Origin of the sequence: Streptomyces doebereineriae (genome assembly GCF_031845645.1) — a bacterium.
GTDB classification, from domain to species: domain Bacteria; phylum Actinomycetota; class Actinomycetes; order Streptomycetales; family Streptomycetaceae; genus Streptomyces; species Streptomyces canus.
Genome location: NZ_JAVREZ010000005.1, coordinates 506,044 through 529,975 on the forward strand (window position 1 = coordinate 506,044; position 23,932 = coordinate 529,975).

General features: G+C 71.9%; 22 protein-coding genes. 10 read left to right on the forward strand and 12 right to left on the reverse strand.

Features of this window, described 5'->3' with window-relative positions:
- The first annotated feature begins 17 nt into the window (after positions 1–17).
- On the forward strand, positions 18–254 hold the full coding sequence (locus RNB18_RS18590) for a hypothetical protein (protein WP_059209764.1): 237 nt from the start codon (positions 18–20) through the stop codon (positions 252–254).
- Positions 255–416: 162 nt separating this feature from the next.
- Positions 417–863, forward strand: coding sequence for a hypothetical protein (locus RNB18_RS18595; RefSeq protein ID WP_394817635.1), 447 nt, complete (start codon positions 417–419; stop codon positions 861–863).
- A 36-nt stretch (positions 864–899) separates the two neighbouring features.
- On the opposite strand, the gene RNB18_RS18600 is transcribed toward RNB18_RS18595, so the two are convergent.
- Together RNB18_RS18600 and RNB18_RS18605 are read right to left on the reverse strand one after the other, a co-directional pair.
- Positions 900–1,643: a CbtA family protein gene (locus RNB18_RS18600; RefSeq protein WP_311715184.1), complete on the reverse strand. Its 744-nt coding sequence runs from the start codon at positions 1,641–1,643 to the stop codon at positions 900–902.
- A gap of 16 nt (positions 1,644–1,659) precedes the next feature.
- Positions 1,660–1,878, reverse strand: a complete 219-nt coding sequence (locus RNB18_RS18605; RefSeq protein WP_037712826.1) for a CbtB domain-containing protein — start codon at positions 1,876–1,878, stop codon at positions 1,660–1,662.
- A 251-nt stretch (positions 1,879–2,129) separates the two neighbouring features.
- Here RNB18_RS18605 and RNB18_RS18610 point away from each other — a divergent pair, with 251 nt between their 5' ends.
- The gene (locus RNB18_RS18610; protein WP_311715185.1) at positions 2,130–2,711 is read left to right on the forward strand and encodes a histidine phosphatase family protein; all 582 of its coding nucleotides are present in this window, start codon (positions 2,130–2,132) and stop codon (positions 2,709–2,711) included.
- 257 nt (positions 2,712–2,968) lie between these two features.
- Here the strand turns inward: RNB18_RS18610 and RNB18_RS18615 are convergent, their stop codons facing one another.
- Together RNB18_RS18615 and RNB18_RS18620 are read right to left on the reverse strand one after the other, a co-directional pair.
- Positions 2,969–3,274, reverse strand: a complete 306-nt coding sequence (locus RNB18_RS18615; RefSeq protein WP_311715186.1) for a hypothetical protein — start codon at positions 3,272–3,274, stop codon at positions 2,969–2,971.
- A 4-nt stretch (positions 3,275–3,278) separates the two neighbouring features.
- Positions 3,279–4,163 (reverse strand): alpha/beta fold hydrolase, encoded by an 885-nt coding sequence (locus RNB18_RS18620; RefSeq protein WP_311715187.1) that lies wholly within the window; start codon positions 4,161–4,163, stop codon positions 3,279–3,281.
- 94 nt (positions 4,164–4,257) lie between these two features.
- On the opposite strand from RNB18_RS18620, the gene RNB18_RS18625 reads away from it, so the two are divergent.
- Positions 4,258–6,261, forward strand: coding sequence for an AfsR/SARP family transcriptional regulator (locus RNB18_RS18625; RefSeq protein ID WP_394817636.1), 2,004 nt, complete (start codon positions 4,258–4,260; stop codon positions 6,259–6,261).
- Positions 6,262–6,336: 75 nt separating this feature from the next.
- The gene (locus tag RNB18_RS18630; RefSeq protein WP_311715189.1) at positions 6,337–9,330 is read left to right on the forward strand and encodes a glycosyl hydrolase; all 2,994 of its coding nucleotides are present in this window, start codon (positions 6,337–6,339) and stop codon (positions 9,328–9,330) included.
- 41 nt (positions 9,331–9,371) lie between these two features.
- On the opposite strand, the gene RNB18_RS18635 is transcribed toward RNB18_RS18630, so the two are convergent.
- The gene (locus tag RNB18_RS18635; protein WP_311715190.1) at positions 9,372–10,004 is read right to left on the reverse strand and encodes a class I SAM-dependent methyltransferase; all 633 of its coding nucleotides are present in this window, start codon (positions 10,002–10,004) and stop codon (positions 9,372–9,374) included.
- Positions 10,005–10,102: 98 nt separating this feature from the next.
- Between RNB18_RS18635 and RNB18_RS18640 the strand changes: the two genes are divergently transcribed.
- Positions 10,103–10,555 carry a flavodoxin family protein gene (locus RNB18_RS18640; protein ID WP_311715191.1) on the forward strand — a complete coding sequence of 151 codons (453 nt, stop codon included), beginning with the start codon at positions 10,103–10,105 and terminating at the stop codon, positions 10,553–10,555.
- Here RNB18_RS18640 and RNB18_RS18645 read toward each other — a convergent pair.
- Both RNB18_RS18645 and RNB18_RS18650 read right to left on the reverse strand, forming a co-directional pair.
- Positions 10,552–11,268: a response regulator transcription factor gene (locus tag RNB18_RS18645; protein WP_311715192.1), complete on the reverse strand. Its 717-nt coding sequence runs from the start codon at positions 11,266–11,268 to the stop codon at positions 10,552–10,554. The genes RNB18_RS18640 and RNB18_RS18645 overlap by 4 nt on opposite strands.
- 163 nt (positions 11,269–11,431) lie before the next feature.
- Complete coding sequence (locus RNB18_RS18650) at positions 11,432–12,730, reverse strand: sensor histidine kinase (protein ID WP_311715193.1); 1,299 nt, start codon at positions 12,728–12,730, stop codon at positions 11,432–11,434.
- A 217-nt stretch (positions 12,731–12,947) separates the two neighbouring features.
- On the opposite strand from RNB18_RS18650, the gene RNB18_RS18655 reads away from it, so the two are divergent.
- Positions 12,948–13,640, forward strand: coding sequence for an ABC transporter ATP-binding protein (locus RNB18_RS18655; RefSeq protein ID WP_311715194.1), 693 nt, complete (start codon positions 12,948–12,950; stop codon positions 13,638–13,640).
- Positions 13,637–15,985 (forward strand): ABC transporter permease, encoded by a 2,349-nt coding sequence (locus RNB18_RS18660; RefSeq protein WP_311715195.1) that lies wholly within the window; start codon positions 13,637–13,639, stop codon positions 15,983–15,985. The genes RNB18_RS18655 and RNB18_RS18660 overlap by 4 nt, the downstream gene beginning before the upstream one ends.
- Before the next feature lie 3 nt (positions 15,986–15,988).
- Here the strand turns inward: RNB18_RS18660 and RNB18_RS18665 are convergent, their stop codons facing one another.
- Positions 15,989–17,158 carry an alanine--tRNA ligase-related protein gene (locus RNB18_RS18665; protein ID WP_311715196.1) on the reverse strand — a complete coding sequence of 390 codons (1,170 nt, stop codon included), beginning with the start codon at positions 17,156–17,158 and terminating at the stop codon, positions 15,989–15,991.
- 209 nt (positions 17,159–17,367) lie between these two features.
- Positions 17,368–17,739 (reverse strand): ANTAR domain-containing protein, encoded by a 372-nt coding sequence (locus RNB18_RS18670; protein ID WP_311715197.1) that lies wholly within the window; start codon positions 17,737–17,739, stop codon positions 17,368–17,370.
- A 187-nt stretch (positions 17,740–17,926) separates the two neighbouring features.
- Between RNB18_RS18670 and RNB18_RS18675 the strand changes: the two genes are divergently transcribed.
- Positions 17,927–18,886 (forward strand): helix-turn-helix transcriptional regulator, encoded by a 960-nt coding sequence (locus tag RNB18_RS18675; RefSeq protein WP_311715198.1) that lies wholly within the window; start codon positions 17,927–17,929, stop codon positions 18,884–18,886.
- Between the two features lie 96 nt (positions 18,887–18,982).
- A complete protein-coding gene (locus RNB18_RS18680; RefSeq protein WP_311715199.1) occupies positions 18,983–20,695 on the forward strand; it encodes a hypothetical protein in 1,713 nt (570 codons plus the stop codon).
- Positions 20,696–20,926: 231 nt separating this feature from the next.
- Here the strand turns inward: RNB18_RS18680 and RNB18_RS18685 are convergent, their stop codons facing one another.
- From RNB18_RS18685 to RNB18_RS18695, 3 genes are all read right to left on the reverse strand, one after another.
- On the reverse strand, positions 20,927–21,568 hold the full coding sequence (locus RNB18_RS18685; protein WP_311715200.1) for a cutinase family protein: 642 nt from the start codon (positions 21,566–21,568) through the stop codon (positions 20,927–20,929).
- A gap of 80 nt (positions 21,569–21,648) precedes the next feature.
- Complete coding sequence (locus tag RNB18_RS18690; protein WP_311715201.1) at positions 21,649–22,881, reverse strand: PucR family transcriptional regulator; 1,233 nt, start codon at positions 22,879–22,881, stop codon at positions 21,649–21,651.
- Between the two features lie 122 nt (positions 22,882–23,003).
- On the reverse strand, positions 23,004–23,927 hold the full coding sequence (locus RNB18_RS18695; protein WP_311715202.1) for an alpha/beta hydrolase: 924 nt from the start codon (positions 23,925–23,927) through the stop codon (positions 23,004–23,006).
- Positions 23,928–23,932 lie beyond the last annotated feature (5 nt).

The following is a 23,932-nucleotide window of genomic DNA, read 5'->3' on the forward strand; positions in this document are numbered from 1 at the left end:
CGCTGGAGGAGGCCCGAATGACCAGCAGCACGGAGACCGGCGGCGCGACCGGCACGCCGGACAAGGACTACAACCTCATCTGGTATGTCGAGGCGTGTCTGAGCAACGCGCTGCGACTGGAGAGCTACATCCAGGACGCGGAACGCGACAAGGACACCGAGGTCGCCGACCTGTTCCGCAAGGCCCAGGCGGACAGCCGCAAGGGCGCCGAGATCGGCAAGGGGCTCCTGCGCGCCCGGCTGAACGGCGGCTGACCCGGTAGATGCGGAAGGGCCGGACAGACGGGTGTCCGGCCCTTCCATCCTGCGCGGACGTCGCGTTGCCGTCCGGGAGCAGGCACACAGGGACTGAACAGGCGTAACCGATCTTCCGTACCCCAGGGTGTAGTCGTACACCGACCGGATACGGAGAGGCTCGTGCCGCGACGAGGACGCAACCATCGGATCACCGTGCTACGGCTGGGCACCCTCGTCGGGAGCCTCGCGCTGGTCACGGCCTGCGGCGGAGGCGAGGACGACACCGCCAAGACCCCGCGGCCGTCGGGGAGTTCCGCCGCACCGGCGGCCGGCATCGTGGCCCCGGCCAAGATCGAGGTGATCGCCGGACTGGCCGGCTGCAAGGCCGAGATCCGTATCGAGGCCGACGAACTGCGCGAGGGACTCTGCCACTCGGGGCAGGCCGACTACCGCATCACCACCTTCCCCGCGGAGAAGTACAAGGAGGCGTGGCTCGACGCGGCCAGTGTCTACGGGGGCAAGTACCTCGTGGGCCCGCGCTGGGTGGTGAGCGCCAAGGCGGAACACCTGGAACAGGCCAGGAACAAGCTCGGCGGGACGATACGTCAGCTGCAGGGCACGTCGTAGGTTCCGCCGGGCGCGCCCCCGGCAGAACCCACACCGTCAGGCGACCAGCGCCGAGACCTTGCCGCGAGCCCGTTCCGGCTCGAGGACCCGCTCCGCCAGATAGCCGAAGAGCAGCCCGAATCCCGCCCAGAGCACGGCCTGGACGCCGAGGGAGGCCAGGCGGAACTCCCACAGGTCGGTGGCCGGGAAACCCTTCGGGGTGTTGTCCCCGGCGGGCAGGACGGCCATCGCCACCGCCACCGCGGCGACGAAGGCCACGGCGGCCGCGGTCGAGGCGTTCCAGTTGCCCCGGGCCGGCGCCAGTCTGCGGCCCAGCAGGACCGCGCCGATCCCGAGGAGCACGCTCAGCGCGATCATCAGGACGAACAGGGCGGTGCGCTTGTCGATGGTGTCCGGGTCGCCCACCGCGGGCGGGTTCGCCGGATACTTGAGGATCGGTACGAGATAGACGGTGAGGAAGCCGCCGAGCGCGGTCAGGCCCGCTGTCGCCCGGGCTCCGAACCGGCCGATCCGGCCCAGTGCGAAGCAGAACGCTAGCGCAAGGATGCCGCCGATGGCGACCCCGAAGACGAGGACCCCGGTGGCGAGTCCGGCCGTCGACTGCACGGAACGGCTGACGAGTTCCTCGCCGTGCTCGTGGGAGCCTGCCTCCTCGAAGGCGATGGCCGCGTCCACCGGGCCCTCACCGACCAGGTAGGCGAAGACGAAGGCCAGGACGCCGGCGCCGAGCCCTGCGAGCATGCCGCGCACCAACAGGGTGCGTACGACTGTGGAGTTCATGGTGGTCCGCCCCGCCTCAGTGGCAGGGGAAGCCGAGCAGGTGGCGTGCGTCGTGCACCCACTCGTGGACGCCCTCGCCGGAGACGAGTGCGGTGGCGCCCTGTTCGGCGCCGACGAAGTACAGCAGGACGAGCATCAGGACGCCGAAGAAGACGGCCCAGGGGACGAGCGCCCGCACCGGCAGCGGGGTGATCGCAGGGGTGGTGGGCGTGGGGGCGGCAGTGGACTGCGCCATGGCGAGACCTCCTCGGGAACAACGCGTCCCGCATCGTGGTGGAGCACTCGACGACGGCGTTGGGTCTGACTCACCACCACCTCGTCGGCCGAGGGGTGGCACACAGTGGCGCGACCGTGCCGGGCTTGCACCGGACTTCCGTGGCGCCGTCGTCCTTGTCGCCCCAGATGGTAGGGGCAATGCGGGCTTCGGCCAACATGGCGTACGCCACCTACGATGAACCGCCCCCGGCGACTCGACGAAAGGCCCCTATGACCGTCCGGCTCACCCTCCTGTGCGCGGCGGCCCGAACGGAACGCGCCGTACGTTTCGCCGACGACGCTCTCGACGAGCGGGCACTGCGCCGGGCGGAGGCAGCCGCGGGGACCCTCCCACAGGCCGGCATCGTCTTCACGGCACCTTCTCGTCGCTGCACCGGGACGGCCGAGGCTCTTGGATGGGACGCCGTCACGGCGCAACCGGCGCTGCGGGACCTCGACATGGGTTCCTGGTCCGGCCGCACACTCGACGAGATCGCGGCAACCGACGCCTCAGGACTGGCCAGTTGGCTCACCGATCCGCAGGCGGCGCCGCACGGCGGAGAGAGCGTGGAGCAGATCTGCGACCGCGTCGCCGCCTGGCTGGACGCGCTGCCGTCCGACGCGGGACGAGTGCTGGCAGTGGTCGAACAGGCCGTGGCACGGGCCACGGTGGTGAACGCGCTGGGGGCACCGCACCAGGCGTTCTGGAGAATCGACGTCCCCCCGCTGTCCACCGTCGAACTCACCGCGCGCAACGGCCGCTGGAATCTGCGGATGGCCGAGCTGCCGCTCAGTCCCCGTCCACCAGCCTGAGGTCGTTCCCGGGCGTGGCGGCAGTCGGTGTTCGGGGCCACCAACCTCCTGGGCCCCTCGCCGCCCAAGTCACCGGCTTCGACGAGGACTTCGGCGCCCGGCTCACCTGGACGCTGGGCTTGTTCGTCCGCGCCTGTCCAGAACGCCGTCGGGTATCTCCAACTACCGCCTGGCATACGGCTGTTCTGGCCCCTCGGGCCGCGTACTCGAGGCCGGCGATCCGCTCCAGCGAGTCGTCCGGCACGCCGCGCCGTAGGTCAGCGCATGCTCGCCGAGGGCCGCGCCGGGGACAGATCGAGACCGGCCGCCTCGGGGCGGGGAAGCGGGGCCGGCCATCCAGCGCGCGGCGATCGGCTCGTCCAGCCGCCAGGGAGCGGCATGACGAGGGTGCCGTAGCGCCACGGGTGGCTGCGCCCGGCGTCGGCCCAACCCACGTTCAGCCGCACCACTTCACGGCCGTCACGCCAGACGGAGACAGCCGCCCCGGACTCCAGACCCTCGTCCACCAACTCCTGTAGGACTCGGCGCACTTGGCCGTATCCGTCCTCGGCGAACCCTTCCAACGGGTCACACTCCCCGAAGGGTGAGCTCCCGCAGGGCCTTCGCCACGTCCGCCGGCGCTTCCTCCGCCATGAAGTGGCCGCAGGAGACGGTGCTATGACGAAGGTCGTCGGCCCAGGCCGCCCACAGGGCGGTCGCGTCGTAGCCGAGCGCGGCTCCCCAGTCCTGCTGCAGCACGGTCACCGGCATGCCCAGCCGGTTCTCCGCGGCCCGGTCGGCCTCGTCGTGCTCGACGTCGATGCCCGCGGAGGCGCGGTAGTCGGCGACGATAGACGGCACCGCCTCGCGGCAGGCTCGCAGGTACTCCGCACGGACCGGAGCCGGGATCGCGTCGGGGCGGTTCGCCCACACGTCGAGGAAGCGGCCGAAGAACGCGTCCGCGCTCGCGGAGATCATCCGCTCGGCGAGACCGGGCGGCTGGGCCATGAAGTAGAGATGGAAGGCGACCGCCGCCGACGTGCCGCGCAGGGCGTCCCACATGTCGAGTGTCGGCAGGACGTCCAGACAGGCCAGGTGGGAGACCGCGTCCGGATGGTCGAGGCCCGCCCGGAAGGCGACCAGTGCGCCCCGGTCGTGCCCGGCCAGCGCGAACCGGGGGTGCCCCAGCCGGCGTGCCAGGGTGACGACGTCGTTCGCCATGGTCCGCTTGGAATAGGTGTCGGGGCCGTCCTCGTGCGGCTTGTCGCTGTCGCCGTAGCCGCGCAGGTCGGGGCAGATCACGGTGTGGTCGACCGCCAGGTCCGCCGCGACATGGCGCCACATCAGGTGGGTCTGCGGGAAGCCGTGCAGCAGGACCACGGGTGTGCCGGTCCCTCCCACGGCCACGTGGAGGGACACGTCCTGGGCGACGGACACGCGCTGGTACTCGAATCCGGCGATGGTGGGTCTCACGGCGGGGCTCTCTTCGGTCGTACGGCGAATGGGAGGCATCGGTGTCCGGGCCCGGGCCGATGAACCCAGGGTCCGGGGAGCGAATGAGCAACGAATGAACGCGTGTACGTTGAGGCATGTGCGTGTGGTCGAGTTCGGAGTCCTGGGGTCGGTGGCGGCCTGGGACGAGACCGGGGAGCCGATCGCCCTGAAGGGTCCGAGGCATCGCGCGGTGCTGGCCCGCCTCCTCATCGCCCGGCGCAGGGTCGTGCCCGTTCCCCGCCTGGTGGAGGACCTGTGGGAGGGGGACCCGCCCACGGATGCCGTGGGCACCGTCCGGACCTTCGTCGCCGGGCTGCGGCGCGCTCTGGAACCCGAGCGGCCCCGCCGGACCCCGTCCCGCCTCCTCGTTACCGAAGGCCCCGGCTACGCGCTGCGCGCCGAGCCCGCCCACGTCGATGCCCGGCGGTTCGAGCACGCCGTCGCCGCCGCGGCGGACCTTCCTCCCGCGCAGGTGGTGTCCCGGCTGACCGAGGCTCTGGAGCTGTGGCGCGGACCCGCCTACGCCGACTTCGCCGAGGAGCGCTGGGCGCGCGCGGAACGCTCCCGGCTCGCCGAGCTCCGGCTGACCGCCGTCGAACGCCGGGCCGAGGGCCGGCTCGCCCTCGGCGCCGCGGCCGACGCGGCAGCGGACCTCGACGCCCATGTGGCCGAGCACCCCTGGCGGGAGGACGCCTGGCAGCTGCTCGCCCTCGCCCTGTACCGCTGCGGACGCCAGGCCGACGCCCTGTCCGTCCTGCGGCGCGCCCGGCAGCTGCTGCGCGAGCACCTCGGTGTGGAGCCGGGCCCCCGGCTGAGCCGCACCGAGCAGGACATCCTGCGGCACGCCGACCACCTGGACCCGGGCCCCTCGGACCCGGCCGCGCAGGTCTGGGCGCAGGCCTCCGCGTCGTACGCGAGCATGGTCCCTGCGCGGGCACGCACCCGCCTGGAGTCGACCGCGGGGTTGATGCGCGACCTCGCCGTCACCGGGGGCGGCGGACTGGAAGCGGCCCGGAGGCACCGCGCGGCGGCCGTGGCGGCGGCGGAGCAGCTGGGCGAACCGGAGCTGACGGCACGTGTCATCGGCGTCTACGACGTCCCCGCCGTCTGGACCCGTTCCGACGACCCCGCCCAGGCCGACCGGCTGGTGGGTGCGGCGGAACGCACCCTGCTCCTCCTGCCGCCGGGCGCGCCCGAGGCAGCAAGGGCACGGCTCCTGGCCACCGTGGCGGTGGAGTCCCGCGGCACGCTCCCCGAAGCGACGCGCCCCCTACAGGCCGCCCACCAGGCCGTGGAGAGCGCACGCCGACTCGAAGACGCCAACCTGCTCGTCTTCGCCCTCAACGGCCTGTTCATGCAGACCTTCGAACGAGCCGGACTCGCCGCCCGGCGGGACAGGATCGGCGCGGAGATCACCGAAGTGGCCGCTCGGCACGGCCTGTTCACCTACGAGGTCCTCGGCCACCTGATCCGGCTCCAAGCACACTGCGCCACCGCCGACTTCACGGCGGCCGACCGGCACGCGACCGCCGCCGACGCACTCGCCGAGCGGCACGACCTTCCTCTCGTCGCCGTCTTCACCACGTGGTACCGCGCCCTGCGCACCGCGACGACAGGGCCCCCGCAGCTCGGCGAGTCCGCGTACCGGGCCGCCGCCAAGTCCCTCGAGGGCGCCGGAATGCCCGGCCTGGAGCAGGGGTTGCTGCCCCTTGCCCTGCTGTGTCTCCGGCTGCACCACGGCCTCCCCGTCACCGCCGACCCGCATACCGACTGGGGCCCCTACGAGCCGTGGGTGCGCCCCCTGTTGCTGCTCGCCGAAGGGCGCGACCAGGACGCCGTACGCCTGTTGGCTTCCGTGCCTTCCCCGCCCGGTGACCTTCTGCATGAGGCCTTGTGGAGCCTTCTCGCCCGTGCGGCGATCCAGGTGGACGACCGTGCGCTGATGCTGCGTACCCAGCGTGCGCTCGAACCCGTCAGGGGTGAACTCGCGGGCGCCGCAAGCGGCTTGCTCACCGCCGGCCCTGTCGCGGACCGCCTGGACGCGCTCGCCGCGGCGCTCGCACCGCACACCTCTTGACCTCGGCCGGAGCAGCGGCTTAACGTTCCGGCGTTTGCCACTGATTGAAACGATTCAATACTTGGGGGCGCCCCTATGCATGAAGCCAACCCGCAGCGCGACGGCCTATCCCGACGCGTGGTCCTGGCCGCCGGACTGACCGCAGGCGCCGCCCTGGCGCTCGGGGTGGGGGCCTCGTCAGCGGTGGCGGGGACGGGAGCGGCCGCCGACTGGTTCGCGGCCCCTGCCCGCGCGGTACGGCCCCGGTTCCGCTGGTGGTGGCCGGACGGTCTCGTGGACCCGGACGAGATCGCCGGCGAGATCGACCAGATCGCGGACGCGGGCTTCGGGGGTGTGGAGATCGCCGCCGTCCACCACAGCATCAAGGACAAGTCGGTCCTGGACACCGCACACCACGGCTGGGGGAGCAGACCCTGGCGGGACGGCGTCGAGGCCGCGCTGCGCCGCGCGGTGAGACGGGGCCTCACCGTCGACCTCACCCTCGGCCCCAGCTGGCCCGTGGCCGTCCCCGGTCTCACGCCCGACGACGATGCCGCCGCCAAGGAACTCGCCCACGGCCGCGCCGTGTTGACCGGTGGGAGCACCTACCAGGGGCCCGTGCCGCCACCCGTACACGCCGCGGCCGCGGGGGTGACCCGTCAGCAGCTCCTCGCCGTACAGGCCGCCCGGGTCGAGCCCGCCCACTCGACCCGCAAGGAGACCGGACTCGACCCGGACAGCGTCCAGGACCTCACCGCGACCGTCACCGACTCCACGCTGACCTGGACCGCGCCCGAGGGCGGGGACTGGGTGCTCATCTCCTACTGGGTGCGTGGTTCGGGCCAGCAGCCCGAGTCCGGCCCCCACTCCGCCCCGGCCGCCTACGCCGTCGACCACTTCAGCCCGGCCGGCACCACCGCGGTCACCTCCTACTGGCAGGACCACCTGCTGACCCCCTCTTTGCGGCGCCTGTTGCGCGCCGCGGGCGGCTCCTTCTTCGAGGACTCCGTGGAGCTGGAGACCGACGGCCTGACCTGGACACCCCTGCTGCCCGAGGCCTTCGAGAAGCACACCGGACGGCCGCTGCTGCCGTACCTGCCCGCCCTCGTCCTGGACAACAGCAACCAGGTCTTCGCCTTCGAGGCCCAGTTCACCCGCCAGCTCCGGCATGACTTCTGGGAGACCGTCTCCGGCCTCTTCAACCGCAACCACCTGACGGCCCTGCGGGACTGGGCGCACACCCTCGGCATGACCCTGCGCTCACAGCCCTACGGCCTCCAGACCGACGCCATCGCCTCGGCCGCGATCCTCGACATCCCCGAGGGCGAGTCCCTCGGCTTCAAGAACCTGGACGACTACCGCTGCCTGGCCGGCGGCCGGGACATGGCCGGGCGGAAAGTCCTGTCCTGCGAGGCGGGCGCCTACAACGGATCCGCGTACAGCACGACCTGGGACCGCTTCCTGCGCACCATGGGCGGCGCCTACGCGGCCGGCGTCAACCAGACCGTCGTGCACGGCTTCTCCTACGCCACCGCCCCCGGGGTGAACTGGCCGGGATTCGCCGCCTTCAGCCCGTACAACGGCACCGCCGGGTACGGCGAGTCGTGGGGCCCGCGCCAGCCCACCTGGCGGCACGTCCAGGACATCTCCGGATACCTGGGCCGCGTCCACCAGGTGCTCCAGACCGGTACCGCCAGAGCGGACGTCGCCGTGTTCCGGCAGACCGGCTACACCGCCACCGGAATCGGCGCCTCCTGGTTCACGGCGACCGGCGTCCCGCTCGGCTGGACCCACCAGTTCCTCAGCGGACCCCTCCTCGACCTGCCCTCCGCCACCGTCTCGGACCGCCGGCTCGCCCCCGACGGCCCCGCCTACAAGGCCCTGTTCGTCGAGGGCGACTTCTTCTACGGCTCCACCCCCACCCTTGCAGTCGAGGACGCCCGCAAGATCCTCGCCCTGGCCGAGGCGGGACTTCCCGTGGTCCTGTTCGGAGCCTTCGACCAGGCGCTGACTCCCGGCGTCCCGGACCAGGGGGAGACGGACCGGCTGCGCGACATCCTCGCCCGGCTGCTCACGCTGCCCCACGTCGTCCGGGTCACCGACAAGGCCGCGGTCGGCGACGCCCTCGCCGGGCTCGGGGTGAGCGCCGACGTACGGCACGCCACCGCGTCCACGCTCCTCAACGCCCACCGGGTCACCGGCGACGCGGACTTCTACTACCTCTGCAACGGCAAGCACGCCGAGACGGTCAAGCCGCCCGTGGCCGCGATCGACCACGACGTCACCCTGCGCCGCACCCACGGCGGCAGGACCGTGCCGTATCTGCTCGATCCCTGGACTGGCGAGGCGGTCCGGCTCGCGCACTACACCGAGGACGGGCCCGACATCACCCTGCGGGTCACGCTCCAGCCGGGGCAGACGACGATCGTCGCCCTGGGCCGGCCCGGGCTGTTCGGCGACCGCCCTGGCACCAGTGCGCACGCCGAGGCGACCGACGCCGACGCGGTGCTGTTCACCGACCGAGGGCTGACCCTGCGCGCCCGCACCGCCGGTACCTGGACCACCCGCCTGCCCCAGGGCCGTACCGTCACCACCAGGACCCCCGCCGTGCCCGCGCCGATCACACCGGCCCGCTGGGAACTGGACGTCGAGGACTGGTACCCGGGCCCGGACGCCACCCGGACCGAACACGTCCGGCGCAGCGTCACCCTCGAGACGCTGCGGCCCTGGTCGCAGATCCCCGAGCTGGCCGACTCCGCGGGCATCGGCCGGTACCGCACCACGGTCACCCTGCCGGCCGGCTGGACGTCGTCCCACGGCGCCGAGTTGGAGCTGGGGCAGGTCAGCGACACCTTCCGGGTGAGCGTCAACGGCAGGCGCCTGCCCCCAGCAGACCGGCTCCACCCCGTCGTCGACCTCGGCCCCTTCCTGCGGCGCGGTGAGAACACGCTCGAGATCGAGGTGGCGACCCCGCTCATCAACCGGCTCAGGGTCGCGCAGCCCACGGTGTTCGGCGGGGTCGCCCGCCAGGACCACGGTCTGGTGGGGCCGGTGAGACTCGTGCCGTATGTGCAGGCGGTCGTGCGCTGACCGACGAAGGGCGCGCCCGTCCCGGGCCGGGCGCGCTCTTGTTACGCGGGAAGCCCGCAGTACAGGAACAGATGCGGTTCGGTGGCGCCTTCGGGATGGTCCGGCGTGAACTCCACGGCCTGCTCGTGCTCCACGACCAGACCCGCTTCGCGCACTACGGCCACCACGTCCTCCGGGGCGAAACTCGTGGCCCGGACGGGCTGGCCCATGAACTCGACGGCCAGGTCCTCCACGTCCACGGGCACGGTGGCGAGCACCAGGCTCCCGCCCGGCCGCAGGGCCAGCGCCAGCCGCCCCAGCACCTCCGACTGCTCCGCCCGGGACATCTGGAGCAGCGAGAAGTACACGCACACAGCGTCGAACGACGCCTTCTCCAACGGCAGTTCACGGATGTCCGCGTGGCGGAACTCGGCCTGCGGCACCTGCCGGCCGGCCAGCTCGACCATGACGGGCGAGACGTCCACTCCGAGCACCTCGTGGCCCGCGGCCACCAGCGTGGACGCCGTGGGACGGCCGGTTCCGCTGCCGACGTCCAGGACCCGGCTGCCGGGGCCGAGCCTCCCGAGCAGCCACTCCAGGGAGGCCAGGTGCGCCTCCGAACGCGCGAACGCCTTCTCGTACGTCAGCCCCAGCGCGTCGAAGACCGCTGCTGCCCGCTGCCCTTTGTCTGCCACGACCTGCTCCCCCCTCGCGGTGTCCGGGCATCGTAGCCCGGCAGTGCCCGACCCCGGCACGGCTTGCGGACGAAAGCCGAGGCGGGCAGGGTTCCACCGTGGCCACCCTGCTGATCGTGCATCACACGCCCTCGCCCAACTGCCAGGCGATGTTCGAAGCCGTCGTCTCCGGTGCGACGGCGCCGGAGATCGAGGGCGTCCGTGTCGTACGCCGCGCGGCCCTGTCCGCCACGGCCTCTGACGTGCTGGAGGCGGACGGCTACCTGCTGGGCACCCCGGCCAACCTCGGTTACATGTCAGGAGCCCTCAAGCACTTCTTCGACCAGGTCTACTACCCCTGCCTCGACGAGACGCGCGGCCGCCCGTTCGGCGTCTACGTGCACGGCGGCAACGACGTCACCGGAGCCCTGCGCGGCATCGAGTCGATCACGACGGGCCTCGGCTGGCGCGGTGCGGCCGAACCGGTGACCGTCACCGGCCAACCGGCCAAGGCAGACATCGAGGCGTGCTGGGAGCTGGGGGCGACGGTCGCGGCGGGACTGATGTCCTAGCTGTCGCGGAGGGCGCCGTCCGCGGTGCCGCCCGGCGTGATCAGCCCGCTCTCGTAGGCGAGGACCACCGCCTGGACACGGTCGCGAAGGTCCAGCTTCGACAGGATCCGGCCGATGTGTGTCTTCACCGTCGTCGGACTGAGGAACAGCCGCTCCGCGAGCTCGGCGTTGCTGAGCCCCGTCGCCAGGAGCCGCAACACCTCCAGCTCACGCGGCGTCAGCCCGGACAGGTCCCGGTGCGGATCGGCCGAGGGAGCGGCCTCCTCACGCCGGGCGAAGCGCTCGATCAGACGGCGTGTGATGGTGGGCGCCAGCAGGGCGTCGCCGGACCGCACCAGCCGTATGGCGGCCACCAGATGCTCGGGCGTGACGTCCTTGAGGAGGAAGCCACTGGCCCCGGCGGTGAGCGCGGCGTAGACGTAGTGGTCGAGGTCGTACGTGGTCAGGATGATCACCCGGATCTCGCCCGCGGTGTCGTCGGCGAGGATCCGCCGGGTGGCCTCGATGCCGTCCATGCCCGGCATCCGGATGTCCATGAGGACGACGTCGGGGCGGGTCCGCCGGACCGCGGCAACCGCCTCCGCCCCGTCCGCCGCCTCCGCCGTCACCTCGATGCCGTCCGCGGTCAGGATCATCCCGAACCCGGTCCGCACGAGGGCTTGGTCGTCGGCGATGACGGCCCGCAGCCTGTCGCCGTTCACACCGTCAGCCAACGCAGCCACTCCTTGCCCGTGCAGTTCGCCGACGCAGCGGCTCCACCAGTTCGTCGGCCCCGCCGGGGTAGCCACTCTCCGCCCGACCGCTGCCGGGGCCGTCCCGCCGGGGTAGCCATTGCGCCACACCACTGCCGGACCCGCCCCGCCGAACCGTCGCCGCTCACACCGTCCGCCACGGCACCTCCGCCCTGATCCGGAAGCCTCCGGCGAGGGTCGGGCCGGCTGTCAGTTCGCCGCCGTAGACCGCGAGGCGCTCCCGCAGACCGATCAGCCCGCGGCCGTTCCCGTCGGCGGGCACCCCGTCGCGGACTCCGCCGGTGTCCATGACCTCTATCTCCAACCGGTCACCCGACCAGCCGACGGTGACGACGGCCTCGGCGCCGGGCGCGTGCTTGATGGTGTTGGTCAGCGCCTCCTGGACCACTCGGTACGCCGTGAGGTCCACGCCGGGCGGCAGCGGTTCCGGGGGTAGCGAGAGCGCGACGCCGACCGGTGTCCCGGCGGCCCGCACCCGGTCGATCAGCGCGTCCAACTGCCCGAGCCCCGGCTGCGGTTCGAGACCGTCGGCGGGGGAGTCCGGGCGGCCGGTGTCCGGCGCGGCCAACAGGCCCATCACATGCCGGAGTTCGGCCATCGCGGCCCGGCCCCCGGCCTCGACCGCGAGCAGCGCCTCCTTGGACCGCTCCGGGGCCGCGTCCATGACCTTGCGCGCGGCGCCCGCCTGGATGACCATCACGCTCACATTGTGGGTCACGACGTCGTGCAACTCTGCGGCGATACGCGCCCGTTCCTCCTCCACGGCCCTGCGCGTCGTCTCCTCGTGCGCCCGCTCCAGTGCCGTGAACCGGTCGCGGCTGGCCGCAAGCCGCCGACGCCCGGACCGGACCACGGTGGCCAGCACCCCGGCCACCAGCAGCACCACCCCGGGGCTCGACCAGCCGGGCAGCACCGGCTGCGTCGACCGGAAGGCCACGCCGGCAAGGACGGCGGCGACGACGAGGCCGGCCATGGCTCCCGCCCGGTGCCGGCTGTGCATCACCGCGCTGTACGTGCCGATGACGCAGGTCAGAACGTTGATCCAGGAGGCGTCGTCGCCGATGGCCAGCCCCGCGCAGAGCACCACGGCGAACACGGTCAGCGGAAACCGCCGCCGTGCCGCCAGCGGCAGTGCCGACAGCACGATCAGTCCCCAGGGCGGTGCGGAGACCGGCGGCTCGATCCGCCCGCCCGGAAGAACGGGAGGCCGGGGCGGAACCGGCGCCCCGTACTCCATCCTCGACACCTGTACCGGCCCGTCACCGGGATAACGCGACGCCACCACCAGCGCGACCGCCGTCAGCAGCACGGCCAGCAGCACGTCGAAGCACAGCGACCGCCGTGACAGCGCGGCACCCTTCGCCTCCGGCCGCAGCGCGACACACACCTGTCGTAGCCATCGGCGCAGGTCTTCCGTCCCCATGAGCACATTGTGTGGTCCCCTGCCCGGCCGCGCGTCCGTCTCGACGACCAACCCGCCCTCCCGCGGGCGTACTTCGCAGGGACGACCCCGCCCGCGCGTCCTCCGCACGGAGGGCCGCATCTCGGTGCTCCGGGCGACGCGCCCGCGACCCGTCCTTCCATACCTTCGCCACGCCGACAAGGACACGACCCGACGACCGACAGGACGGGCACCTCCCATGACCGCAGTGATCGAACTGAAGGGCGTGGCCAAGCGCTACGACAACTCCGGCGCACCCGCGCTCGGACCGCTCGACCTCTCCGTCGCCCAGGGCGAGGCCCTCGCCGTAACGGGCCCCTCCGGCAGCGGCAAGTCCACGCTGCTGAACCTCGTCGCGGGCCTCGACAAGCCGACCGAGGGGACCGTGACCGTCGCCGGGCAGCAGGTCGACCGGCTCGGCGAGCACGCCTTGGCCCGGTTCCGCCGTGAACGGATCGGCATGGTCTTCCAGTTCTTCAACCTCCTCGACGACCTCACCGTCCTCGACAACATCCAGCTTCCCGCCCAGCTCACCGGAGGCTCACGGCGCAAGACGGAGGCCCGGGCGAACGAGCTCATGGACGTCCTGGGCATCCAGAAACTCGCCCGCGCCTACCCGGGCCGCCTCTCCGGCGGCGAACGCCAACGCGTCGCCGTCGCCCGGGCGTTGGTGAACCGGCCCGCACTGCTGCTCGCCGACGAACCGACCGGCGCACTCGACAGCGCCTCGGGCCAGGACGTCCGGGACCTCCTGGTCGACCTGCACCGCGGCGGACAGACCATCGTGCTCGTCACCCATGACCCGGCCCTGGCCGAGGCCTGCGCGAGCCGCACCGTCCACCTCGTCGACGGCCATGTCGCCCTCGACTCCCGCGCGGAGGCCGTGCGATGACCGGACCGCTCCTGCGTGTCGTCCGCTCCGGAGTGGGCCGGCGCCGCGTGCAGACCGTCGTCATCGCGATCGCCACGATGATGGCCGTGGCGGCCGCCGTGGTCGCGGGTTCCCTCATGGTCGTCTCGAACGCGCCCTTCGACCACGCCTTCGCCGCGCAGAAGGGCGCCCACCTCACCGCCGAGTTCGACCCGGCGAAGGTCACCGCCGAACAGCTCGGGGCCACCGGGCAGCTGGACGAAGTCACCGCGAGCGCCGGGCCGTACCCCACCACGGTCATCGAGGCGACGGACTCCTCCGGCCATCGGCCCCCGGCCATGACCCTGGTCGGACGCACCGGTCCGCACGCAGACGTCGACGACCTGGACCTCACGTCCGGCCGGTGGGCGAGGAAACCGGGCGAGATCGTGCTGACCTCCTCCTACGAGGGGCCCGCCTTCAAGCTGGGCGACACCCTGACAGCCTCCGACACGACGCTCACGGTCGTCGGTTTCGCCACCTCGGCCAGCAAGACCGCCGACCTGTGGGCAACCCCCTCACAGGTCAGGGCCCTTGCCTCCGAGGAACACCCGGTCACCAGCCAGATGCTCTACCGCTTCGACTCGGCGGGCTCGAAGGGCGACATCGCCGCCGACCGCAAGAAGCTCCTCGCCGCCGTCCCGTCCGGTGCGCTCCTCGGCACCCAGTCCTACCTCGACACCAAGCGCGCCGCCGACCGGGGCGCCGCCCCGACGATCCCGTTCCTGGTCGCCTTCGGGGTCCTCGGCATCGTCATGTCGGTGATCATCGTCGGCAGTGTCATCAGCGGCGCGGTCGGCACCAGCCTGCGCAGGATCGGCATCCTCAAGGCCATCGGCTTCACCCCGCGCGAAGTCGTCCGCGCTTACGTGGCCCAGGCGCTCATCCCGGCAACCGTGGGCATCGCGCTGGGAGTCGTCCTCGGCAACCTGCTGGCCGTGCCGCTCCTCGACGACACGGAGCAGGCGTACGGCACCGCCACTTTGTCCGTCGCCTGGTGGGTGGACGTCGTGGTCCCCGCCGGCGCGCTGCTGGTCGTCGGGATCGCCGCCTTCGTGCCCGCGCTGCGGGCCGGGCGGCTGCGCACGGTCGAGGCCATCGCGGTGGGCCGGGCCCCGCGCACCGGACGCGGCCAGTGGGCGCACCGCGCGGCGGGACGGCTGCCGCTGCCCAGGGCGGTGACCTACGGTCTCGCCAGCCCGTTCGCGCATCCGGTCCGCACGCTCGCGATGCTGCTCGCCGTGGCGTTCGGCACGATCGCGGCGACCTTCGCCGTCGGCCTCACCTCCTCGCTGAACGAGGTCAACGCGGTACAGGACCCCGAGAGCCGTTCCGCGGTCACCGTCTTCACCGGCGGTCCGGCCGTCGCGGGCGGCGAGCACGTCCCCGCACCGGGTACCCCGGAGCCCGAACCGGCCGACCCGGCACAGGTGAGTGCCGCCATCAAGGCGCAGTCGGGCACCGCCTCGTACTACGGCGTGGGCCAGCAGGACGCCACCGTGGCCGGGGTCTCCGGAACCGTCCGGGCGACCCTCTACCAGGGCGACTCCAGTCGGGGCGGCTACGCCATGATCTCCGGGCACTGGCTCACCGGCGCGGGCCAGGTCGTCGTGCCCGGTCAGTTCCTGGAGACCACCGGCACCGAGGTCGGCGACACCGTACGCGTGACCGTCGGGAAGGAGACGGCCGTCCTGCGGATCGTCGGGGAGGCCTTCGGTACCTCGGACGACGTGCTGGAGATCCAGGCGAACTCCGCGGACTTCCCCGCGACCAGGCCCCAGGTGTTCCTCGTCGACGTGAAACCGGGCGTCTCCGCGGTCGCGTACGCCGAGAAGCTCGCCGCGCGGATCGAGCCCCTCGGCGCCGACGCCCGGGCCAACTCGCCTTCCGAGCAGGACAACTTCGTGCTCATTCTGAACACGATGGCCGCGCTTCTCACCCTGATGCTCGTGTCCGTCGCAGGCCTCGGCGTTCTCAACTCCGTCGTTCTGGACACCCGGGAGCGCGTCCACGACCTGGGTGTGTGCAAGGCGCTCGGCATGTCACCCCGGCAGACCGTGAGCCTCGTCCTCGCGTCGGTGGCCGGCATCGGCGTGCTCGGCGGTCTCGTCGGCGTCCCAGCCGGATACGCCCTGCACGGATTCGTGCTCCCGGTGATGGGACACGCGGCCGGCACCGACCTGCCCAGGTCCGTCCTCGATGTCTACGACACCCCGCAGCTGCTCCTGCTGGGCCTGGCCGGTCTCGTCATCGCCCTCCTGGGCGCGATGCTCCCGGCGGGCTGGGCGGCGAAAGCCCGCACGGCGACGGCCCTGCGCACCGAGTAGCCCTCACCCCTCTCGGCGCAGGCCGAGAACCAGGTCGCGGGGCAGACCGTGGGTGTCGTGGAGGTAGTCGTAGTCCTCCTCGCTCAGCGGCCCCCGGTACCGCGGCCCGGACAGCAGGCGCCGCCCCCGCTCCAGCAGCCTGTCGAACCGGCGTTCCTCCTCCAGCAGCACGTCACGGACGACCCCTGTCCCGCAGCTCGTACGGAAGTGGTCCAGCGTGTGCTGGAGGAGCTCCACCGGCAGGTCGGAGAGGGTGCGGGACGGGTTGTCGCGCCGCAGGGTGGTGAGCAGGCGGCGGACGACGCGGCGCAGGACGTAGCCGCGGCCGGTGTTGGACGGCCGTACCCCGTCGCCGATCACGACGACACCGGAGCGCAGATGGTCGCAGACCAGACGCAGCGACGGTTCGTCGAGCTCCCACAGGGGAGGCAGCAGTCGCATCCACGGCTCGAACAGGTCGGTGTCGTAGACCGAGTCATGGCCCTGCAGGATGGTGACCAGGCGCTCCAGGCCCATGCCGGTGTCGATGCCCGGACGCTCGAGGGGCTGGAGGGAGCCGTCCTCGAGACGGCGGTACCGCATGAAGACGTGGTTCCAGATCTCCACCCACCGCGGGTCCGTGGTGGGGGTGCCCTGAGGCGGGGTGCCGCCGGTCCACACGAAGATCTCCGAGTCGGGGCCGCACGGGCCGACGGGCCCGTTGGACCACCAGTTGTCCTCCCGGGTGAGTTCCACGGGCACTCCCGACTCCTGCCAGGTGCGCAGCGATTCGAGGTCGGGGCCCACCTGTTCGTCACCGCCGAAGACCGTGACGTGGAGTCTCTCCCGGGGGATGCCGAAACCGTCACGGAGCAGCTCGTAGCCCCAGCGCAGGCTCTGCGAGGGGCCGTAGTCGCCGAGCGACCACGAGCCGAGCATCTCGAACACCGTCAGATGGGTGGAGTCGCCGATCTCGTCGAGATCGGTCGTGCGCAGACAGCGCTGCACATTGACGAGGCGGCTGCCCCGGGGGTGGGGGCGGCCCTCCAGATAGGGGGTGAGGGGGTGCATGCCGGAGGTGGTGAACAGCACCGGGTCGCCGGGCGGTGGCAGCAGTGTGCTGCCCGTGATCAGGTGGTGTCCGCGCTCGCGGTAGAAGTCGGTGAAGACGCGTACGGTCCGGTCCGTGTCCATGGCAGTGGTCCTTCGGTCTCGTGGGACCGGAAACGACCGCGGGAACAGACGGCGACCAGAGGTCCTGCACCGGCGGTCCGTTTCCGGCCGCCGGGGGAGTGGGGAGGTCAGGCGTCGGCAGCCGGCGAGCTGGTCGCTCGCGCGGCTGCGATGTGGGTCCGGCTGCTGATCTCCATACGGTCAACGGTACGCACAGGCGTCCCGGCTCGTCACTCGGTTTTCCCGGAGGGGGCCCTGCTGTGGCCCTTGCACCGCTGTTCCTGCCGTATCAGCGACCGGCCTCCGTGCGCCGTGTGCGCCTCGGTCAGCGCGATGCGCAGTGCCGGGCGGATCTCCGCCGGCAGGCTGCCGAGGTCGGGCCAGCGCACGACGTGCTGGGCGACGTCCCGCAGTTTGGTGTTGGTGCGCTGGGACACGGCCTTGAGGACTTCCCACCCCTGGTCGGGACGGAGACCGCTGACGGCGAGGACGACACCGATCGCCTGGTCGACGACGGCGTGCGAGACGAGGGCCTGCCGGAGCTGGGCGATTTCCTCCTGGAGTTCTTCGATCTTCTCAACCAGCTCTTCGTGTTGCGTCATGCAGTCCTGTCGCCCTCTCCTCTGATGCCCGGCGACTTCCTCGGTCGCCATCCGCCCAGCCTGGACGGACGGGACCGTGAGCGACGAGCCACCGGACGCACACCTTGTGACCTGGCAGGACAGAAAACGAAATTCGCGGGTATGTGCGAAAGAGGAGCCGAGCCGAGATCGGGAGGACCTGGCTGCGATGGAGACGCTGACGTTCGACAGCGATGACCTGGACCGTACTGAGGACTTCCTCAGTCACGCCTACGCGAAGATGCGGATCGGCAGCGGTACGTCGGACAGCAGTCGTGCCCGGATCCACCGCAGTGCCATCGACTCGGTCAGCGTCGACGAACTCGACCTGGACTTCGACATGAGCTACGCCGTCACCCCGCTGGGCCGGATCTGCCTGTGCGTCGTCCACCAGGGCACCATCGAGGACCACGTCTACCAGGGTGTCTCGGACTCCTTCGGCCCCGGCGACGTGGTGTCCTTCGCCCCTCCGGAACTGTCCTACGCGGGCCGCATCCAAGCGGCCCGCTACAACATCACCATGCTGGACCCGGAGCTGCTCACCCAGGTCGCGGGGACCACGGGCGGACGGCACCAGGAACCGGTCCGGCTGACCGGACACCGGCCGCACACCCCCGCCGCGGGCGACCGGCTGCGGTCGACCATCCGCTATGTGCAGGACCACGTGCTGTCGGATCCCGCGGTCGCCGACCAGCCGCTCGTCGCCTCCACCGCCGCCCAGCACCTGGCCGCGACCGTCCTGGCCACGTTCCCCCACACGGCCGCCACCGATCCCACCGGCTCCGAGCGCCAGGACGCCCACCCCGCCGCCCTGCGCCGCGCCCTCGCCTACATCGACGACCACGCCGACCGGCCCCTCACCGTCGCCCAGATCGCGGAGGCGGCCCACATCAGCGTCCGCGCGCTGCAGTACGCCTTCCGCCGGCACCTGGACAGCACCCCGCTCGCGTACGTCCGGCAGGCCCGTCTGTCCCACGCGCATGACGAGCTGGCGGCCGCCGACCCCGAGACCGGGGCCACGGTCACCGACATCGCCGCCCGGTGGGGCTTCTACCACCCCGGCCGCTTCGCCACCCTCTACCGGCACTCCTACGACCGCTCGCCGCGCCGTACCCTGCACGACGGCTGACGTCCTCTCTGCGGCTGGTGACAAAGCGCCCACCGGGCCCTGCGTTCTTGTGAGCAACCGCCGAGAGCCGTGCCCGCGCAGCCCTACGGTCCCAGCATGAACACGAGTCGCAGCAGAGGAAGAACCCCTAGGACGCTACGTGTCGCGGCGCTGGCGGTGCTGCTGACCACCGGGGCGTTCACCCCGTCGGCGTCCGCGGACAGCGCGAGAACCGAGACACCCGTCGGGACGAGCGGGGGTGTGACCGAGACCGTCGTACGCGTGAAGGCACCCCTGCCGGCGTCCTTCGGGGCCCGTCCGGCGGCGTGCGACTGGCTGTCGTATCTGCGCTACCGGTCCTCTTCGGGCCCCGCGTCATCGGCCGACGCCGACCGGGTCCTGGTCGCTCAACCGGGCATCCTGGAGGGGGCCGGAGCCTTCGACAGCGTCGCCCGCAACACCGTGACGCGCGCCGCCGAGCAGGGCCGGCACATCGAGTTCTGGGCCCTGGACCGGCGCTCCAACTGCCTCGAGGACCGCACCGGAATCGCCTCCGGCGACCAGCACACCGCCGTCGACTACTACTACCGCGGCAAACAGGTCGCGGGCCGCACCTTCGCCGGGTTCGTCGGCAACGACAAGCTCGGATGGATGGCGAATCTCGGCATCGAGCAGACCGTACGCGACGAATACACCCTGCTCGCCGCCGAGTTGCCCGACCAGGGCGTCCGCAAGGACAAGGTGCTGTGCGGCGGCCACTCGCTCGGCGGTGTCATCACCGGTTACTTCGCCGCCGCCGACTTCGACGGCAACCCCGCCACCACCGCCGACGCCGGACACAACCAGTGCGCCGGCTACTTCGCCCTCGACACCACCGTCTCCACCTCGCTCGGCGACCTGAGCGGCAGCATCCCGGACGACACCAACCTGCCGGACGTGGGCCTCGGTTACGGCGTCGTCCAGGCCGGACTCGACAGCGGACTGCTCCCGCGCTCGCTGTCGGCGCCCGTCCTGCTCAACCCCGAGACCATGACCCTGCTCGCCATCGCGGGCGTGGGTGCCCTGCAGAATCCGGGCGGCGAGGCCGACCTGCCGAGTTATCTGCCCGCCAACACCAACATCGAGGCCACCAACCGCTTCCTGTTCTCCAAGGACACCGCCACCTTCCTCACCGGCTCACCCGCGGTGAAGGACTTCCGGCTCACCAACGAGGCGATCCTCGGGTCGCTGATGGACGACCAGTCGGTCCCGCTCGCGTTCCTCCAGAGCAGCGTGGGCTTCTTCGACGGGGGGCCCATCACCGACAAGAACTTCCCCGTGGCCAACGGGAGTTCGTCGCAGCCGGGACTCTTCGGCACCGAGTACAAGGCCATTCCCGCCGAGCCGCACGGTCCGCTCTACACCTGGCGCAACTACGACCGTGTCGGCGACCCGGACGACCCCGGGTACCGGTCGTCGGACGGGACGCCGTTCACGGCGGCGGGCAAGGAGGTCACCGACATCCAGGAGCTGGCGCGCAGCATGGCCGGGCAGCCGCTGGACTTCACCGAGCAGTACTTCCCGACCAAGCTGGTCACCGACCTCGAACTGGCCACCTCCCCGCAGGTGAAGCGGCTCGTCGTGCACCCGGACGGGCTCACCGCCAACCCGACGCTCACGGTCCTCGCGGGCGACGGACTGCTCGCCGGCCGGGTCCCCGCCGACCTGCACCCCGTGGTCGCGGACGGCTACCAGCACCTCGACGTGCTGACCGCGGCGCCGGTACAGAACAACGGCCGGCCCGAGCCGGTGTCCACCGCCCTCACCGAGTTCGCCCGCACACCTCGATAGCCCGGCGGCGTGCGAGGGGCCCGGGAGGAGAACTCCTCCCGGGCTCTTCCGTGCGCTGTCGCTCAGACCTTGCAGGCGCCGGACTGCTCGTCGGCGGTGTCCACACAACGGCCGGCCCGAGCCGGTGTCCACCGCCCTCGCGGTGTTCGCCCGCACGTCTCGATAGCCCGGCGGCGTGCGAGGGGCCCGGGAGGAAAACTTCTCCTCCCGGGCCCTTCCGCGTGCCGTCGCTCAGACCTTGCCCGCGGCGAAGGTTGCCGCCGCGTCGGCGTTCGCCGTGTAGCCGAGGTGCGCCAGTGTGTCGTTGCCGCCCGCTTCGCAGACGGGGTCACCCTTGGCGCAGAAGTCGATGGTGCGGCTCTGGTACGTGCCGGTGACGCTCTTGCCGATCGCCCGGATCGGGTTGCCGAACAGCAGCACCGCGGCCACCCGTGACTCCAGCGCGGCGGGAATGGTGGCCACGATCGGACTGCCGACCACCGCGCCGGCGCTGCTGATACCGATGGAGTTGTCGACGACATTCGCGCCCTGCGAATAGCCGACCAGAATGAAACGCTGATTCGGACAGGAAGCCGCCTGCCTGTTCACGTGGTTCACCAGATCCGCGTTGCCCTGCGCGGCCGAGGTGAGGGAGAGGTCCGCGGGGTAGTTCACCTTGTAGCTGCTCACGTTCTTGCCCGTGAGTTTCCTCTGGAGGGCGGAGTACACCGGGTCGCCGACGATCAGACCGAGCGTGCCCGGCTCGAACGTGCCGCGAGCGGCGACGACGTCGATGTCCGAGCAGGCCGCGGCGGTTGCCGGTGGTGCCGAGACGGTGGCCACACCGGCGCCGCCGACCAGCGAGAGCGCGGCGAGGTACAAGCGAATACGCATGGGGATCCTTTGAGGGTGGGGCGTGTGATACGCCTGTGGAAAGGACGTCCCGAAACTTATTCGCTTGACCGTGACCGGTGTTATGGACGGGAATTCAGAAATTCCTCGCTCTTTTGTGCCGTGGTGAGTGCCAGAATGAGATCCAGACGGGCGCCTGGATCGTGCAGGGCATCACCGAAGACTTTCTCCAGCTGACGCAGCCGATAACGCACCGTCTGCGGATGGACATGGAGACGGGCGGCGACGTCGGGCACATTGCTGCCGCTGAGCAGCCACGCCAGCAGCGTCTCGGCAAGCCGCTCGCGCTGCCCCTCCGACACCGTGTCGAGCGGTGCGAGGGCCCGCCCCCGCAGCTGGTCGAGCATCGGCTCGTCGCTGTGCAGCAGCAGGGTCGACAAGTGGTCCGCGCAGCGCACCACCCCCTGCCGGGGGAGGATCCCGCGTCCCATCAACCCCAGCGCCCTGGTGGCCCAGCGCAGCGACTGGGCGGCCTCGGTGAGCGGCACCGTCGGCCCGATCGCGGCCGGCCGCCCGCGCAGCGCGAGGCTGAACGCCCGGCCCCCGAAGCGCCCGGAGCCGTCCGGGTCGGGGATCAGCATCCGCGGCGGCCGCGACTCCATGTCCACCAGTGCCCCCGCGGCGGCCAGCGGCCACTCCTCCTCCCGCTGGTCCGGCGTGGCCGCGAGGGTGACGACCGCGACCTGCCTGGGCACCGACCACCGGGCACCGTGTGCCATGTCCTGCACCGCCGCGGGTGCGACCGGCCCCTCGCCGAGCAGCAGGTCCAGCAGGCGTCTGCGGCGCCGCTCCAGTTCGTCCGTGTTGTGCGCGCGTGCCTCGGAGTACCCGGCCGCAGCCGCCTCCGCAACCTCGTGCACGGTGCGGAAGGCGAGCTCGCCCAGCGCCGTGACCACCGCGGAGTCGAGGCCGAGTTGCTCGGCAGTACGGCCCATCAGGCGCCAGGCGTGCAGACCGCCGACCCGCAGTGCGGACTGCAACGCGTCCAGGCTGCGCCCCTCCAGGGCCTCACCGCGCCCGAGTTCGTAGTACGTCGCTGCGATCGCGTCCCCGCGGCCGCGCGGGTCGGCGATGTGGTCGACGAACAAGGTCAGCGCCTGCACCACGCCCGCTCTGAGGTTCTCGCGGTAGGTCCCGTCGGCCGGGCGCGCGTACTCGGGTACCTGCCGGCGGACCTCCTCCTCGACCTCGTCGGCGACCTCCTCCAGCTGGGCGCGCAGCAGTTCGGCCAGGTCGGGCGGGACCGCGGCGGCGCCGTGGCCCTCCGGGACGCCGTGCGGGGCGGGGGTGGCCAAGGGGGGCCCTCCTTTCACCCGGAAGCGGCTCACCCGCGGGCCGTTGCCCGTGGGGCGAGGGGTAAGTCCTGTGTTGGACGGACGACCCCTGCGTTGCGTTCCGTGTCCCGACGGTACCGACATCACTGCGGCACCCCCAGACCTCGGGCGAGCATCGGCCACGACGCGGTGAACTCCTGCTTCCAGTAGGCCCAGCTGTGCCCTCCTCCTGCGTAGAAGTGTGTGGTGACCGGGATGCGCTGCAGCGCCAGCGTGTCGGTGAAGCTGTGGGCGGAGGGCCACAGGGCGCTCTCCAGGGCCTCGGGCAGCCAGTCACCCGTGCCTCCCGCGAGCCCGCTGCCGCTGGAGACGTACAGGGCGGTGCCGCGCAGTCCCGCGGCCCGGCTCCGCGGGTTGAAGTCGCGCCAGGTGAGCAGGTTCAGGAACGGATTGCCCCAGAGCGAGGTGGGCACCAGGTTCTCGCGGGCCACGATGGCGTCCATCAGGGTGGGGACACCGGGCGCCATGGTGTCGAGGATCCCGCTGTAGGAGGCCGCCGCGGTGAACATGCCCGGGTGCCGCGCCGCGTGCGCCATGGCGCCGTAGCCGCCGGTGGACACCCCCGCGACGACCCGCACACCGGAGGCCCGGTAGTCGCGGGCGAGCAGCGCCGGGACCTCCTTCAGCTGGAAGGTCTCGTAGTCGGGCCCGCCGCGCCAGGCGGTGGGAATCCCGGTGGGCCCCGCGTCGGGCATCGCCACGATCAGGTCCCGGCCCTCGGTGAAGGCCTCGATGTCCGTCTCCCGAGTCCAGGACGTGTAGTCGTCGTGGGCGCCGTGCAGCAGATACAGCACGGGGTAGGTGCGGGTGGGCTGCGAGCCGAATCCCGACGGCAGGATCAGCCGCACCGGCGCACTGCGGCCCAGGGCGGCGGAGGACACGGACACGTCGACGGTGCGTGACCCCAGTGCGGCGGCGGTCCGGGCGCCGAGCAGGACGGCCAGACCGGCACCGGCCGCGGCCTTGGTGACGGTACGTCGGGACACTCCGGTGGTGCGACGGTGCATGGCGG